Origin of the sequence: Comamonas thiooxydans (assembly GCF_002157685.2) — a bacterium.
Classification (GTDB): Bacteria; Pseudomonadota; Gammaproteobacteria; order Burkholderiales; family Burkholderiaceae_C; genus Comamonas; species Comamonas testosteroni_H.
On record NZ_AP026738.1, the window covers coordinates 1,850,374 to 1,868,028 of the forward strand.

Consider the following 17,655-nt stretch of genomic DNA (forward strand, 5'->3'; position numbering starts at 1 on the left):
CCAGATGCATCACTGCTGGTGATCCTTGTCAGTGGTGCAAATAGGCCTACTTCATGACGTTCGAAAAGTATCTGGATGCGATGCAACCGTTGCAGACCTGCCGGGGCGGTCACGCAAACGAACGGTAAAGCTTCACGTCGACCAAGGTTATGACAAAAGACGCTGCCGTGCCTTTTTGAGGCTGCGCGCTATCACTTGCAGGATTGCTAGGCGAGGAGTCGAGAGCTGCAACGCCGAACGCTGGCCTTGAAAGGCGGCTGGATACCCGAGGTGTTGCTGAAACCGACTGCCGCAATCATCTGTGCATGCTTCGTGGATGGGGCGTGTGAGCGGCTCTAGGTGAAGAGGTTCTGGCCCAGATCCGATTACTGCATGAGCCGGGATGCTGCCGCAATTGGCACGCATGCGCCAGCACATGCGTGCGGGATTTATGCAAAGGTTTCCTAAGCGATCCACATGCATGGCACAAACGCAAGCAGTCACTGAGTCGCAATTCAAGTTGAGTGCCGGTGGTCGAACTCAGGCGGTCACAGCCAGCGGACTGGTCGGCCGTGGCCAGTTCAATCGGAGTGGACATTCAGGCATGGACCGTACGATACGCCACAGGCGTCATGCCGGTAGCTTGTCTGAATGCCCGGATGAGGCTCGGCTCGCTGGCGAAGCCAAGGTCATCGACAATGCGTTTGAGTGGCTGCTGGGTTTCACATAGCGCTTCGGCCACTTGGCGCAGCTTGATGCGTCGCATCCACTGAGCTGCTGCCAGACCCGTATGCTCCTGCACTCGTCGAGCCAATGTTCGTGGAGAGATATGCAGTTGGGCAGCAAGCGTCGGCAAGCGCAACTCGCCTGCGGGGCTGCGTTGCACAATCATCTGTGCCTGACGTAGAGACTCATCAGTCAGAGTAATGAGTTCCAGATTGGCAAATGCGGCATGCAACACTGCCGGGCGTGGCAGCATTAGTAGATTTTGTAGATCGCGAAGCTCAGCGGGGTCTAGCCTCTCGGTCAACATGTGCTGCACGAGCGGCAGATATCCGTGAGCGCCGGCAGCCGTCAACGAGCCTTCGCTGATGATCATTGGCTCATCAAAGCTCCATTCAACGTGTGGAAAGCTGGTTTGCAATGACTCCCGCAGCCACCATGTTGCCGTTGCACGTTGCCCATGCAATCTCCCGCTCGCAGCAACTGGCAGTACTCCTGCGCAATAGCTCCACACCTGGGTTTCCTTGGGCAATTCCCGCAATGCTCGGATCACCGGAGCTAATTTCTGCAATGGGGCTCGCAGGTCACTTGCAGACGATAGCCACAGGCCTGGTACCACCACTGCGTCCGCGCGCACCGCATGTAGGCAGGTCTTCGGAGCTATCGACGGTCCTTGCCAGGTTGTGACTGGTGTTGTATCTACTCCTGCCCATATCACGTCGCACACCATACGCCTGGCGCGCAGGTTAGCGGCTCGCACCATATCTGCTACAGAAAATAGGCCGGCCGGCATGCATTCGGGATACAGCAGCAATGCAAGGCGCAATGGTTCCATTTGAGCTGTGGAATATGGCATGAATTGGTAATTAACTGACTAGTCTGGCCATTTTCCATGCAGAGGCATATCGGAAGAATGAGGCATTTCCTCCACCTCCGAGTTTTTCATGCTGATCACTCAGTTACGCAATGCCACTATCGTTCTAGAGTTTGAGGCCCAGGGCAGGGCTATTGGTCTGCTTGTCGACCCAATGCTCGCTCCTCGCGGAAGTCTGCCTGGGTTGCGTTATCTGGGACGTGGGCGGCAGCGCAATCCAATCGTCGAACTTCCTGCGAATTCAGAGGCCGTGCTTGAACGGGTTACGCATGCACTTATTACCCATTGCCAGCGCGGACACTTCGATCACCTGGATCGCATCGGTAAGCGCTTTCTGCGTGAGAGAAGGATCCCTGTGTTCTGCATGCCACGTGACGCGGAGTACCTTTGCCAGCGGGGCCTCAATGTTGAGTCGTTGAGCGGTCATGAGCGTCAGTTGTGGAGTCTCGGCGGTCACATTACCCCAATCCTCTGTGTACATGGGAAGGGATGGATCGGGCGATTCATGGAGCATGGTCACGGCTACCTGCTGGAATTGCCTGGCGAACCTAGTGTCTATATGGCTGGCGACACTTTGCTTACCCCAGCAGTAAGTGACTGCCTGCATAGGCTGAGGCCCGATATCGCCATCCTGCCTGCAGGCGGAGCACGCTTCGATCTGGGAGGGGAAATCCTTATGGATGCCAAGGATGTAATGGACGCTGCAAGTTGCTGGCCTGGCGAGCTGGTGGTGAATCATCTTGAAGCGCTGGACCATTGCCCAGTCACGCGAGAGCACGTGCGGGCTCTCGCTCAAGATGAGGGTGTCGCTGATCGAGTATGGGTGCCTGAAGATGGGCAGTGTCGTCGCTACAAGTCAGTCTTGCCGCCATTGACTAGCAGGGGCTCCTACTGAGAGAAGGTGTCACACGCGTGTGACGGGAGAAGTTCGATGTATGGCCGCTTGGAGCAGTGCAGGACAGACAGTCTCTAGGAGCATAGAGCAGGCTATGGGTACGCCAGCTTCCTGAAAGGCCGAAAAGCAGCTTTTATGAAGAATCTCTGTTCAGACTCCGCAATGGCGCAGTGCGTGCAATATTGCTGATTTGCTCAAAATCCAATTCATCCAGCGCATGCCTGACCGCACTGACCAAGCCTTGGTAGTCTGTGCCGTTGTCCATGGCATCAATCCAGGCGTGCAAATCGCTCCAGTTCCCTCGCCTTGCAAGCAGCTCCAATTCGTGCTTCTGCTCCTCTTGAAGAGCCTCCAGTGTCTGCATAGTCTTGTGCTCACTGTGTTTATCAGATGTGGGCAGAGGCATCAAAGCTTGGAAGAGAGGACTATCTGATGCCTGTTTGACCATGAGAAAAAAGACTGCATTGGTACCGCGTCCTAGATGGCTATCAATAGATAGATGGCCGGTCATCTTCTCAATGATGCGTTGTGCGATCAGTAGCCCCAGTCCTCGTTTTGCATGAGTGCGACTAGCCGTCAGCGATTTTTGAATTTTGGCGAGTACTTCTGGCTCCATGCCGGAACCACTGTCGCTAACCTCAAAGCGAAGATGCCATTTGTCTTGGCCGACGTACTTACCTTGCAGCTTCAGGTCAATGCTTCCGTCAAATGTAAATTTCGCGGCGTTGGACAAGAGATTGAGTACAGCCTGTTGCAGGCGCTTGCCGTCCAAGTAGATATGCACGGGCAGCATGCTCTGTATTTGCAGTGAGAACCTGTTGCGTTGACGATGGGCCAGAGCATGGGCGTACTTTGTGAGTTCATCCAGCAGAGAGCTTAGATCTACCAACTGCTCATTCAATGCCAAAGGAGGCTGCAACTCATCTTTGGCATAGTCCACCAATTCGTCGATCAATGCCAATTGATAAGTAGCGCTTCTTTCAACTGCGGCCAATTTATCTATGTCAACTTTGCTCGGGGACAGGTGCATCAGTTGCAGATAAGCAATGATCGCGGAGACTGGCGCTCGCAAATCATGACTGACATAGGCGAGCAGCTCCTTTTGCTCCAACGAACGTTGCTCAGCTTGTTCTAGAGCCTCTTTAAGAGCGCGAGTTTTGTACTTGACCTCATGTTCAAGGCGTTCTTGCTGCTGGCTTTGCCATTGGAGCAATGTGCGCTGTGCCTGGTGACGTTGGTGGGAATGCTGATAGGCCCAGCTGGTGATGACGAACAGGCCGACAGTCAAGGCGGGTATTACAAGCGCATATTGCTCGAAGAGCTGAACCAGTGCGATGTTTGGTATCAAGAGAGCTACGGCGCGCAACAATGCACAGCATGCCAAGACAGATACGAGCAGCAAAGCTGTCAGGCTGCCAGGCCCTCCACTACGATGATAGATGTAGGTGCAAGCCAGAATTGCTAGCAGACTCAGTGGTGCAACGATGATGCCAGTAGGGGCAAACCAGTCATAAGGCCCAAATAAAGCACCGATGAGAACAATGCTCTCTAAGAGGGCAACGACCTTCAGCAGAATTAGGCCTGCTGAGGGTAGATAGTTCTGGGTTTTTTCTAATCGCACACGCAGATATAGCAATATGCTCAGCACGATGCCTGCAACCAAAACGTGATGAGCTCGGTAGCCCCATTCCGTACTGCTGGGCCAAAGTATTGGCTGTGCATAGCCTCGGTAGGTAGCTTCATAGAGTGCAGTCAGCAACAGCCCCAGTGTTTGCCATCCCATCAAGGGAGATCGCAGAATTCTCCAGAGAGCCGCAGAATAGACTACGAACACCAGTATGCTGCCAATCAGCAGTCCGCTGAACAACGCATAGTCACGCTCCACCCTGTGCCATTGATCTACTGTATGCAGCGTGACTTTCAACTTACTTGACGCGTGACTATTGACGTGAACAAGTATGCGCACCTTCTCTCCTGGCGCGAGATTTATGGCGACCTGAGGTACTCGATTGAGCGACTCGTTAGGGTCACTGATTCCTGCCAGGGTTCGACTTGCACGAACTTGACCTTCCTGCATGCGTACAACATAAAAAGTCACATGTTGTAGCCAACTAACCCCCAAAGCCAGTTGCACTGATTGAGGGGTGTTTAGATCGTTGTGCAGTGCCAGCCTGAGCCACAGATGTGTCATGTCGAACCGCCCATCAAGCGCTTTGGCTGTAACGGTATGGAATCCGTCAATCTCATTGCTCGGAAGGGCTACCACCTGTAGTGGTGCTTCGTTTGCCATACCTCGCTCCCAGACCTCAACAGTGTTGTTCAGGACCGGGAGGCCGAGAGCTACATCGCTGATCTGAATTCGAGGGGGCGCAGACGCTTCAAGTGCGCTCGCATTGATCGCCCACCATAGGAATATGCTGCAGAGCAGACGAACATAGCTCGATGTACATTGCCTCATGGCTTTGGACTCATGTATGAGCGCCGAAAAGATGATGGGGTACATCCAAAATAGGAATGAAAGGCTGACGAGAAATTAGCAGCGCTGGAGAACCCTACCGCTGCCGCAACTTCCTCTATATGCATGGCAGAGCTAGCAAGCATGCGTTGAGCTTCGTGAAGGCGAGCCTCCCGGATGAACTTGTAGACCGTGCTGCCCGTGTGAGCCTGGAAGACGCGTGTTAAGCGCTTTTCATTGGTGCCTAATTTGGAGGCTAGTTCAGGCAGAGTAGGAACCTTGGACAAATCGGAAAGCACCAACTGCTGGGCCGCTCGCAGCAACGTTAAATTGTGATCAAGGCTCAGTGCTTCCGTTACTCGCTCAAGAGCAGGGACTGACGGTTGCGGCTCTGGTGAAGCGCGAACATCTTGATATGACATTTCTTGGCGTTTCGCCAAAGCCAAGTGGATTTCCACACGCGCTAAAACTTCATTGATGTCGAACGGCTTTGGAATGTAGTCCACAGCACCTAACTGCAACCCCATTAAACGCTCTTTGGGGGAGGCACAAGAAGTCACAAAGATAACGGGAATGCCTGCTGTGGATGGATCTGCCTTCAATAGCCTGCAGACGGCAAATCCATCTACGCTGCCCATATTTACGTCCAATAGGATTAGTTCAAATTGCTGAGTAGTGGCACGGCGATAACCCTGCATGGCATCCATGGCGACGGAAAGACGATAGCCATTACTTCGAAGCAGTTCCAGCAGGATTTTCAGTTCAGTCACGTTGTCGTCGATGACAAGGATTCGTTCACTCGAAGGGCCTGCAGGTGACCAGTAAGACACGGCAACAATCCGAAGTTAGATGGTTATTTTGAAAAACTATGGATTGTGAAGATGATTTTTAACGACGTGTTACGTTTTGGCGCTGCGGGTGACGTAGATGCACCGAATCTGACGTTTGTTTACAAGTTTTTCTGGAATTCAAAAGCAGATTCCTGTTTTTAAACATCGGTGTGATGGAGCAAATGTCTGTCGAAAGAGAAATTGACATTTGTTTTGAATTGTTGTCTGGTAGGCAGATGGAATGTTCGCTTTTTCAAAAGCGTTCCAGACCGCTAACTCCTAGCATTCGCAAGCATTTGGCATTGAGCACCCCAAGGTAGAGGGTTCAGAACTTTGCCAAGGTTAGGAATCAAGGAGAAGTTCATGGAAGCCGTATACAAGTCTGGTGGAAAAGTCGCCTCTACAGAGCAAGGCCTGGTTTTAGATAAGCCTTCTGCAGTCATCCTCAAAGTTGCACCGGAACAGATCGTCAAATCGACTCGTGTCGGTAATGACCTGGTACTGACTTTGGTCGATGGAAAACAAATCTATGTGAACGGATTCTTCGCTGCATATGCAGAGGAAGGGCGCAACGATCTGGTCTTGGAGGATCAGCAGGGCGTGCTTTGGTGGGGTCAATATGGTGGGGCCTGGGAAGGCTTCGAGTTCACTGAGATCGAATCGAATGAGTCTGTTGCTGCGTGGCTGCCGTGGCTTGTGGGGTTGGGTCTGGGGGGGCTGGCTGTGTCGAGTGGCGGTAGCGGTGGAGGTGGCAAGAATGCCAACAATCCTCCAGAGCCTATCGATCCCAATGAAGGGTTGAACCCTGGTACCCCGGGTCACGTGCCCGGGCAGGAATTCAACAATGGCGGTTACAAAGTCACTGTGCGCGAAGATCAGCCTTTCAATGGCAAGGTTGTGGGCAAGGATTCTGATGGCGATTCGTTGACCTACGGATTGGGCACACCGCCCGCTCATGGCACAGTGACCATTGACAGGAACACCGGCGAGTACACCTACACGCCCAACAAGGACTGGAGCGGCCCGGGTACGGACGAGTTCACGGTGATCGTGGACGACGGCAAGGGCGGCAAGACCACCACCACGGTGACGGTCAATGTCGGAGCGGAGCAGGATGCGTACGACGACATCGAGGGCATCGGCTTTGGGAAGTCCGTCACCATTGACGTGCTGGGCAACGACAAGTTCGCAGGCAACAACGTCAAGATCACGGAAGTCAACGGCACAGCGATCGTTGAAGGCCAGACCGTGGTCGTGGCCGACGGCAGCGTCAAGCTGGTGGGTGGCCAACTGGAGTTCACGCCCAAGGCGGGCTTTGTGGGCGACGCCAAGTTCAGCTACACGGCGCAGACCGATGGCGGCACGCCCGAGACGGCCAACGTCACCGTGACCGTGGCGGCCAATCAGCTGCCTGAGCCTACCGATCCCAACATCGACCCGGGCAACCCGGAGTTCCCCGGTCAGACGTTCACGCCAGGTCCTGGCGGTGGCTACAAGATCACCGTGGGTGAGGACACACCGTTCAACGGCAAGGTCACCGGCACGGACAAGGACAATGATCCGCTGACCTACGAGCTGGGCAATCCGCCCGCTCACGGCACGGTGACCATCGACAAGGACACCGGCAAGTACACCTACACGCCCGATCCGGACTACAACGGCCCCGATGCATTCACGGTGATCGTGGACGACGGCAAGGGCGGCAAGACCACCACCACGGTGACGGTCGAGTTCACGCCGGAAGTGGACGTGAGCGACGACACGGCGACGACCGGCTACGACAAGTCCGTCAGCATCGACGTGCTGGGCAACGACGACTTCGAAGGTGCCAACGTCACGATCACGCAGGTCGATGGCCAGGCCATCACCGAAGGCGGCGCTGCGGTGGCTCTGACCAACGGCAGCGGCAGCGTCAAGCTGGTGGGCGGCCAACTGGAGTTCACGCCCAAGGCGGGCTTTGTGGGCGACGCCAAGTTCAGCTACACGGCGCAGACCGATGGCGGCACGCCCGAGACGGCCAACGTCACCGTGACCGTGGCGGCCAATCAGCTGCCCGAGCCTACCGATCCCAACATCGACCCGGGCAACCCGGAGTTCCCCGGTCAGACGTTCACGCCAGGTCCTGGCGGTGGCTACAAGATCACCGTGGGTGAGGACACACCGTTCAACGGCAAGGTCACCGGCACGGACAAGGACAATGATCCGCTGACCTACGAGCTGGGCGATCCGCCCGCTCACGGCACGGTGACCATCGACAAGGACACCGGCAAGTACACCTACACGCCCGATCCGGACTACAACGGCCCCGATGCATTCACGGTGATCGTGGACGATGGCAAGGGTGGCAAGACCACCACCACGGTGACGGTCGAGTTCACGCCGGAAGTGGACGTGAGCGACGACACTGCGACGACCGGCTACGACAAGCCGGTCACCATCGACGTGCTGGGCAACGACGACTTCGAAGGTGCCAACGTCACGATCACGCAGGTCGATGGCCAGGCCATCACCGAAGGCGGTGCAGCGGTGGCTCTGACCAACGGCAGCGGCAGCGTCAAGCTGGTGGGTGGCCAACTGGAGTTCACGCCCAAGGCGGGCTTTGTGGGCGACGCCAAGTTCAGCTACACGGCGCAGACCGATGGCGGCACGCCCGAGACGGCCAACGTCACCGTGACCGTGGCGGCCAATCAGCTGCCTGAGCCTACCGATCCCAACATTGATCCGGGCAACCCGGAGTTCCCCGGTCAGACGTTCACGCCAGGCCCTGGCGGTGGCTACAAGATCACCGTGGGTGAGGACCAGCCTTTCAACGGCAAGGTCACCGGCACGGACAAGGACAATGATCCGCTGACCTACGAGCTGGGCGATCCGCCCGCTCACGGCACGGTGACCATCGACAAGGACACCGGCAAGTACACCTACACGCCCGATCCGGACTACAACGGCCCCGATGCATTCACGGTGATCGTGGACGATGGCAAGGGTGGCAAGACCACCACCACGGTGACGGTCGAGTTCACGCCGGAAGTGGACGTGAGCGACGACACAGCCACCACCGGCTACGACAAGTCCGTCAGCATTGACGTGCTGGGCAACGACGACTTTGAAGGCGCCAACGTCACGATCACGCAGGTCGATGGCCAGGCCATCACCGAAGGCGGTGCAGCGGTGGCTCTGACCAACGGCAGCGGCAGCGTCAAGCTGGTGGGCGGCCAACTGGAGTTCACGCCCAAGGCGGGCTTTGTAGGGGACGCCAAGTTCAGCTACACGGCGCAGACCGATGGCGGCACGCCCGAGACGGCCAACGTCACCGTGACCGTGGCGGCCAATCAGCTGCCCGAGCCTACCGATCCCAACATTGATCCGGGCAACCCGGAGTTCCCCGGTCAGACGTTCACGCCAGGCCCTGGCGGTGGCTACAAGATCACCGTGGGTGAGGACCAGCCTTTCAACGGCAAGGTCACCGGCACGGACAAGGACAATGATCCGCTGACCTACGAGCTGGGCGATCCGCCCGCTCACGGCACGGTGACCATCGACAAGGACACCGGCAAGTACACCTACACGCCCGATCCGGACTACAACGGCCCCGATGCATTCACGGTGATCGTGGACGATGGCAAGGGTGGCAAGACCACCACCACGGTGACGGTCGAGTTCACGCCGGAAGTGGACGTGAGCGACGACACTGCGACGACCGGCTACGACAAGCCGGTCACCATCGACGTGCTGGGCAACGACGACTTCGAAGGTGCCAACGTCACGATCACGCAGGTCGATGGCCAGGCCATCACCGAAGGCGGTGCAGCGGTGGCTCTGACCAACGGCAGCGGCAGCGTCAAGCTGGTGGGTGGCCAACTGGAGTTCACGCCCAAGGCGGGCTTTGTGGGCGACGCCAAGTTCAGCTACACGGCGCAGACCGATGGCGGCACGCCCGAGACGGCCAACGTCACCGTGACCGTGGCGGCCAATCAGCTGCCTGAGCCTACCGATCCCAACATTGATCCGGGCAACCCGGAGTTCCCCGGTCAGACGTTCACGCCAGGCCCTGGCGGTGGCTACAAGATCACCGTGGGTGAGGACCAGCCTTTCAACGGCAAGGTCACCGGCACGGACAAGGACAATGATCCGCTGACCTACGAGCTGGGCGATCCGCCCGCTCACGGCACGGTGACCATCGACAAGGACACCGGCAAGTACACCTACACGCCCGATCCGGACTACAACGGCCCCGATGCATTCACGGTGATCGTGGACGATGGCAAGGGTGGCAAGACCACCACCACGGTGACGGTCGAGTTCACGCCGGAAGTGGACGTGAGCGACGACACAGCCACCACCGGCTACGACAAGTCCGTCAGCATTGACGTGCTGGGCAACGACGACTTCGAAGGTGCCAACGTCACGATCACGCAGGTCGATGGCCAGGCCATCACCGAAGGCGGTGCAGCGGTGGCTCTGACCAACGGCAGCGGCAGCGTCAAGCTGGTGGGCGGCCAACTGGAGTTCACGCCCAAGGCGGGCTTTGTAGGGGACGCCAAGTTCAGCTACACGGCGCAGACCGATGGCGGCACGCCCGAGACGGCCAACGTCACCGTGACCGTGGCGGCCAATCAGCTGCCCGAGCCTACCGATCCCAACATTGATCCGGGCAACCCGGAGTTCCCCGGTCAGACGTTCACGCCAGGCCCTGGCGGTGGCTACAAGATCACCGTGGGTGAGGACCAGCCTTTCAACGGCAAGGTCACCGGCACGGACAAGGACAATGATCCGCTGACCTACGAGCTGGGCGATCCGCCCGCTCACGGCACGGTGACCATCGACAAGGACACCGGCAAGTACACCTACACGCCCGATCCGGACTACAACGGCCCCGATGCATTCACGGTGATCGTGGACGATGGCAAGGGTGGCAAGACCACCACCACGGTGACGGTCGAGTTCACGCCGGAAGTGGACGTGAGCGACGACACAGCCACCACCGGCTACGACAAGTCCGTCAGCATTGACGTGCTGGGCAACGACGACTTCGAAGGTGCCAACGTCACGATCACGCAGGTCGATGGCCAGGCCATCACCGAAGGCGGTGCAGCGGTGGCTCTGACCAACGGCAGCGGCAGCGTCAAGCTGGTGGGCGGCCAACTGGAGTTCACGCCCAAGGCGGGCTTTGTAGGGGACGCCAAGTTCAGCTACACGGCGCAGACCGATGGCGGCACGCCCGAGACGGCCAACGTCACCGTGACCGTGGCGGCCAATCAGCTGCCCGAGCCTACCGATCCCAACATTGATCCGGGCAACCCGGAGTTCCCCGGTCAGACGTTCACGCCAGGCCCTGGCGGTGGCTACAAGATCACCGTGGGTGAGGACCAGCCTTTCAACGGCAAGGTCACCGGCACGGACAAGGACAATGATCCGCTGACCTACGAGCTGGGCGATCCGCCCGCTCACGGCACGGTGACCATCGACAAGGACACCGGCAAGTACACCTACACGCCCGATCCGGACTACAACGGCCCCGATGCATTCACGGTGATCGTGGACGACGGCAAGGGCGGCAAGACCACCACCACGGTGACGGTCGAGTTCACGCCGGAAGTGGACGTGAGCGACGACACAGCCACCACCGGCTACGACAAGTCCGTCAGCATTGACGTGCTGGGCAACGACGACTTCGAAGGTGCCAACGTCACGATCACGCAGGTCGATGGCCAGGCCATCACCGAAGGCGGTGCAGCGGTGGCTCTGACCAACGGCAGCGGCAGCGTCAAGCTGGTGGGCGGCCAACTGGAGTTCACGCCCAAGGCGGGCTTTGTAGGGGACGCCAAGTTCAGCTACACGGCGCAGACCGATGGCGGCACGCCCGAGACAGCCAATGTCACCGTGACCGTGGCGGCCAATCAGCTGCCCGAGCCTACCGATCCCAACATCGACCCGGGCAACCCGGAGTTCCCCGGTCAGACGTTCACGCCAGGCCCTGGCGGTGGCTACAAGATCTCCGTGGGTGAGGACCAGCCTTTCAACGGCAAGGTCACCGGCACGGACAAGGACAATGATCCGCTGACCTACGAGCTGGGCGATCCGCCCGCTCACGGCACGGTGACCATCGACAAGGACACCGGCAAGTACACCTACACGCCCGATCCGGACTACAACGGCCCCGATGCATTCACGGTGATCGTGGACGATGGCAAGGGTGGCAAGACCACCACCACGGTGACGGTCGAGTTCACGCCGGAAGTGGACGTGAGCGACGACACTGCGACGACCGGCTACAACAAGCCGGTCACCATCGACGTGCTGGGCAACGACGACTTCGAAGGTGCCAACGTCACGATCACGCAGGTCGATGGCCAGGCCATCACCGAAGGCGGTGCAGCGGTGGCTCTGACCAACGGCAGCGGCAGCGTCAAGCTGGTGGGCGGCCAACTGGAGTTCACGCCCAAGGCGGGCTTTGTAGGGGACGCCAAGTTCAGCTACACGGCGCAGACCGATGGCGGCACGCCCGAGACGGCCAACGTCACCGTGACCGTGGCGGCCAATCAGCTGCCCGAGCCTACCGATCCCAACATCGACCCGGGCAACCCGGAGTTCCCCGGTCAGACGTTCACGCCAGGTCCTGGCGGTGGCTACAAGATCACCGTGGGTGAGGACACACCGTTCAACGGCAAGGTCACCGGCACGGACAAGGACAATGATCCGCTGACCTACGAGCTGGGCGATCCGCCCGCTCACGGCACGGTGACCATCGACAAGGACACCGGCAAGTACACCTACACGCCCGATCCGGACTACAACGGCCCGGATGCATTCACGGTGATCGTGGACGACGGCAAGGGTGGCAAGACCACCACCACGGTGACGGTCGAGTTCACGCCGGAAGTGGACGTGAGCGACGACACGGCGACGACCGGCTACGACAAGTCCGTCAGCATCGACGTGCTGGGCAACGACGACTTCGAAGGTGCCAACGTCACGATCACGCAGGTCGATGGCCAGGCCATCACCGAAGGCGGCGCTGCGGTGGCTCTGACCAACGGCAGCGGCAGCGTCAAGCTGGTGGGCGGCCAACTGGAGTTCACGCCCAAGGCGGGCTTTGTGGGCGACGCCAAGTTCAGCTACACGGCGCAGACCGATGGCGGCACGCCCGAGACGGCCAACGTCACCGTGACCGTGGCGGCCAATCAGCTGCCCGAGCCTACCGATCCCAACATCGACCCGGGCAACCCGGAGTTCCCCGGTCAGACGTTCACGCCAGGTCCTGGCGGTGGCTACAAGATCACCGTGGGTGAGGACACACCGTTCAACGGCAAGGTCACCGGCACGGACAAGGACAATGATCCGCTGACCTACGAGCTGGGCAATCCGCCCGCTCACGGCACGGTGACCATCGACAAGGACACCGGCAAGTACACCTACACGCCCGATCCGGACTACAACGGCCCCGATGCATTCACGGTGATCGTGGACGACGGCAAGGGCGGCAAGACCACCACCACGGTGACGGTCGAGTTCACGCCGGAAGTGGACGTGAGCGACGACACGGCGACGACCGGCTACGACAAGTCCGTCAGCATTGACGTGCTGGGCAACGACGACTTCGAAGGTGCCAACGTCACGATCACGCAGGTCGATGGCCAGGCCATCACCGAAGGCGGTGCAGCGGTGGCTCTGACCAACGGCAGCGGCAGCGTCAAGCTGGTGGGCGGCCAACTGGAGTTCACGCCCAAGGCGGGCTTTGTAGGGGACGCCAAGTTCAGCTACACGGCGCAGACCGATGGCGGCACGCCCGAGACGGCCAACGTCACCGTGACCGTGGCGGCCAATCAGCTGCCTGAGCCTACCGATCCCAACATTGATCCGGGCAACCCGGAGTTCCCCGGTCAGACGTTCACGCCAGGCCCTGGCGGTGGCTACAAGATCACCGTGGGTGAGGACCAGCCTTTCAACGGCAAGGTCACCGGCACGGACAAGGACAATGATCCGCTGACCTACGAGCTGGGCGATCCGCCCGCTCACGGCACGGTGACCATCGACAAGGACACCGGCAAGTACACCTACACGCCCGATCCGGACTACAACGGCCCCGATGCATTCACGGTGATCGTGGACGATGGCAAGGGTGGCAAGACCACCACCACGGTGACGGTCGAGTTCACGCCGGAAGTGGACGTGAGCGACGACACAGCCACCACCGGCTACGACAAGTCCGTCAGCATTGACGTGCTGGGCAACGACGACTTTGAAGGCGCCAACGTCACGATCACGCAGGTCGATGGCCAGGCCATCACCGAAGGCGGTGCAGCGGTGGCTCTGACCAACGGCAGCGGCAGCGTCAAGCTGGTGGGCGGCCAACTGGAGTTCACGCCCAAGGCGGGCTTTGTAGGGGACGCCAAGTTCAGCTACACGGCGCAGACCGATGGCGGCACGCCCGAGACGGCCAACGTCACCGTGACCGTGGCGGCCAATCAGCTGCCCGAGCCTACCGATCCCAACATTGATCCGGGCAACCCGGAGTTCCCCGGTCAGACGTTCACGCCAGGCCCTGGCGGTGGCTACAAGATCACCGTGGGTGAGGACCAGCCTTTCAACGGCAAGGTCACCGGCACGGACAAGGACAATGATCCGCTGACCTACGAGCTGGGCGATCCGCCCGCTCACGGCACGGTGACCATCGACAAGGACACCGGCAAGTACACCTACACGCCCGATCCGGACTACAACGGCCCCGATGCATTCACGGTGATCGTGGACGATGGCAAGGGTGGCAAGACCACCACCACGGTGACGGTCGAGTTCACGCCGGAAGTGGACGTGAGCGACGACACTGCGACGACCGGCTACGACAAGCCGGTCACCATCGACGTGCTGGGCAACGACGACTTCGAAGGTGCCAACGTCACGATCACGCAGGTCGATGGCCAGGCCATCACCGAAGGCGGTGCAGCGGTGGCTCTGACCAACGGCAGCGGCAGCGTCAAGCTGGTGGGTGGCCAACTGGAGTTCACGCCCAAGGCGGGCTTTGTGGGCGACGCCAAGTTCAGCTACACGGCGCAGACCGATGGCGGCACGCCCGAGACGGCCAACGTCACCGTGACCGTGGCGGCCAATCAGCTGCCTGAGCCTACCGATCCCAACATTGATCCGGGCAACCCGGAGTTCCCCGGTCAGACGTTCACGCCAGGCCCTGGCGGTGGCTACAAGATCACCGTGGGTGAGGACACACCGTTCAACGGCAAGGTCACCGGCACGGACAAGGACAATGATCCGCTGACCTACGAGCTGGGCGATCCGCCCGCTCACGGCACGGTGACCATCGACAAGGACACCGGCAAGTACACCTACACGCCCGATCCGGACTACAACGGCCCCGATGCATTCACGGTGATCGTGGACGACGGCAAGGGCGGCAAGACCACCACCACGGTGACGGTCGAGTTCACGCCCGAGCAGGATGTGACCGACGACACAGCCACCACCGGCTACGACAAGTCCGTCAGCATTGACGTGCTGGGCAACGACGACTTCGAAGGTGCCAACGTCACGATCACGCAGGTCGATGGCCAGGCCATCACCGAAGGCGGCGCTGCGGTGGCTCTGACCAACGGCAGCGGCAGCGTCAAGCTGGTGGGCGGCCAACTGGAGTTCACGCCCAAGGCGGGCTTTGTGGGCGACGCCAAGTTCAGCTACACGGCGCAGACCGATGGCGGCACGCCCGAGACGGCCAACGTCACCGTGACCGTGAGCAAGCCGCCGGTGTTTGTCGATCCAGGCGCTCCGGGCGAGTCGCCGGTGACGGACTACACCTTCAGCTACGACGAGAACAGCGTCGCAGGCAAGGTGCTGGGCCAGGTGAAGGCTACCGATAGCGACAGCGATTCGGTGACCTATAGCATCGACCTAGCCAGCAACCCCAATGGCTGGTATGCAATCAATACGGCGACTGGCGAGATCACCTTGACGGTTGCTGGAGTGGCGTCGGAAGCCAACGACTTTGAGAGGGGCGGTAACGTCCAGCAGATCAAAGTGGTGGCGACTGATACCGAAGGTGGCAAGACCGAGATCACTGTCACGCTCAAGGAGCGGGATCTGAACGACAACGCTCCCGTGTGGACCAAGGACACTGCGGTTATCGTGTCTGAAGAGGGCTTGCCTAGCGGCGCGCAGACGGATCCCGCCAATCCGAAACCGGCGGCAGTGACGGGTACGATCGAGATTACTGATCCCGATACCGTTGCAGTTGGCACCCAGACCGTGACGTTGTCGGCTCCAACCGAGCCACTGACCTCTGGTGGGGTAGCAGTGGTCTGGAGCGGCAGCGGCACGACTGACGATCCGCTGGTCGGCAAGGCTGGCGGTAAGGTGATCATTGAAGCCAGCATTGACAATGCGGGCCATTACACCGTGACGCTAAAGGGGCCGGTGGATCACCCAAAGCTCCCTGCAAACAATGGCGAGAACTCGCTGGAGCTGAACCTGAAGGTCACCGTCAGCGATGGCGTGCATACAGACACCGGCAAGCTGACTGTGACAATCGGGGACGGTATTCCCGTGGCGGAGCCGACCGAAAGTGATTATGTTCTGCCGACGCAGCACACCAACCTGCTGCTGATCCTGGATGTGTCAGGGAGCATGAGCGGGAAGGACGGCGGCACGAAGACCCGGATGCAGATCATGCAGGAAGCCGTCAAGATGATGCTTGACAGCTATCACGCATTGGGCGATGTCGCAGTTCGTATCGTGATTTTCGGGGCCGGGGCCTCAACCCATGGTTCGCAGTGGGAGAGCATCGACAGTGCTAAGGCCTATGTTGACAGTCTGAAGACTAGCGGCATGCCCAACGGCATCAATGGCGGGACGTACCATTCCACCGCGTTGACAGAGGCGATGAATGCGTTCCAGACATCGGCTGGCAAGATCAGTGGTGGGAACAATGTCGCTTACCTTCTGACCGATGGTGCATCGACTCCCAACTACGAAATCAAAACGGCGTTGGAAAGCCAATGGAAGACCTTCCTGACCGACAACCATATGAACTCCATGGCGTTCGGTATTTCGCCTGGTGCTGCTGGGACGGAAAAGAATATCAATCCGGCTGCTTACGATGGCCGTACCGGAGAAGATACTGATGCTGTCATGGTGCCCGATACAGCGAAGCTGCCCCCGATCTTGCGCGATTCGGTTGGGGTGAATACCAGCGGCAGTGTGACCAGCGGTGGATTGCTTGGCGAGTCGGAATGGGGGGCCGATGGCGGCAGCGTGGATTCGATTACGGTCAATGGCCGCGTCTACCACGCCGATGGCACGGTAACAGGCGGTACTTCGAATGGCACCTGGAACAGCACTACCCACACCTGGACCATCAATACCGAGGGTTCGGGTGGAGACGTCAACAAGGGAGGCAAGCTGGTCATCAGCATGGACGACGGCAGCTACACCTATGTGCCGCCGCTGATTGCCTCAGGCAGCACGCATGTCGAGAACATCGGCTTCGAGCTGATTGATGCGGATGGCGATAAGGCCGGCTCGACGCTGACCCTCACGGTCCATCCTGCAGGCACGGTATTGCCATCTCCGGCCCCGGCGGCGTTTGCCATGAGCGCAGGCCTGGACCTGGAGCACCTCGACGCTCTGGCGGCGGATGCGGACGAACCTGCCGCGCTGCCTGCGCTGCACGATGTGCTGCAGCCCCAGAGTGAGCTGGGCGAGGCTGGCGGCAACATCGCCGGCCTGGGTTCGGCGGACGAGCCCGCTGCACCTGCAGCGCCTGTAGCTGCGCCGCAGGATCTGGCCCTGTATATGCCAGCTCCGCTGCCCGAGGAGGAGCTGCACCAGCCGGTGCATGTTTGATGCTTCATCAAACCTGATAGCTGCTAGTGCCTGAGGTACGCCGTTTCAAGTA

The 17,655-nt window shown here is 59.5% G+C and carries 5 protein-coding genes; 2 read left to right on the forward strand and 3 right to left on the reverse strand.

The genetic code is table 11. The features are described 5' to 3' along the window. Positions 1-577 precede the first annotated feature (577 nt). Complete coding sequence (locus CTR2_RS08590; protein WP_254913498.1) at positions 578-1,234, reverse strand: helix-turn-helix domain-containing protein; 657 nt, start codon at positions 1,232-1,234, stop codon at positions 578-580. A gap of 496 nt (positions 1,235-1,730) precedes the next feature. On the opposite strand from CTR2_RS08590, the gene CTR2_RS27535 reads away from it, so the two are divergent. Beyond that, positions 1,731-2,471: an MBL fold metallo-hydrolase gene (locus tag CTR2_RS27535; RefSeq protein ID WP_409021393.1), complete on the forward strand. Its 741-nt coding sequence runs from the start codon at positions 1,731-1,733 to the stop codon at positions 2,469-2,471. 133 nt (positions 2,472-2,604) lie between these two features. Here the strand turns inward: CTR2_RS27535 and CTR2_RS08600 are convergent, their stop codons facing one another. Both CTR2_RS08600 and CTR2_RS08605 read right to left on the reverse strand, forming a co-directional pair. After that, on the reverse strand, positions 2,605-4,761 hold the full coding sequence (locus CTR2_RS08600; RefSeq protein ID WP_254913497.1) for a sensor histidine kinase: 2,157 nt from the start codon (positions 4,759-4,761) through the stop codon (positions 2,605-2,607). Between the two features lie 164 nt (positions 4,762-4,925). Continuing rightward, positions 4,926-5,756, reverse strand: a complete 831-nt coding sequence (locus CTR2_RS08605; RefSeq protein ID WP_087085801.1) for a response regulator transcription factor — start codon at positions 5,754-5,756, stop codon at positions 4,926-4,928. Between the two features lie 363 nt (positions 5,757-6,119). On the opposite strand from CTR2_RS08605, the gene CTR2_RS08610 reads away from it, so the two are divergent. Further along, a complete protein-coding gene (locus tag CTR2_RS08610) occupies positions 6,120-17,603 on the forward strand; it encodes an Ig-like domain-containing protein (RefSeq protein ID WP_310223724.1) in 11,484 nt (3,827 codons plus the stop codon). The last annotated feature ends 52 nt before the right edge of the window (positions 17,604-17,655 follow it).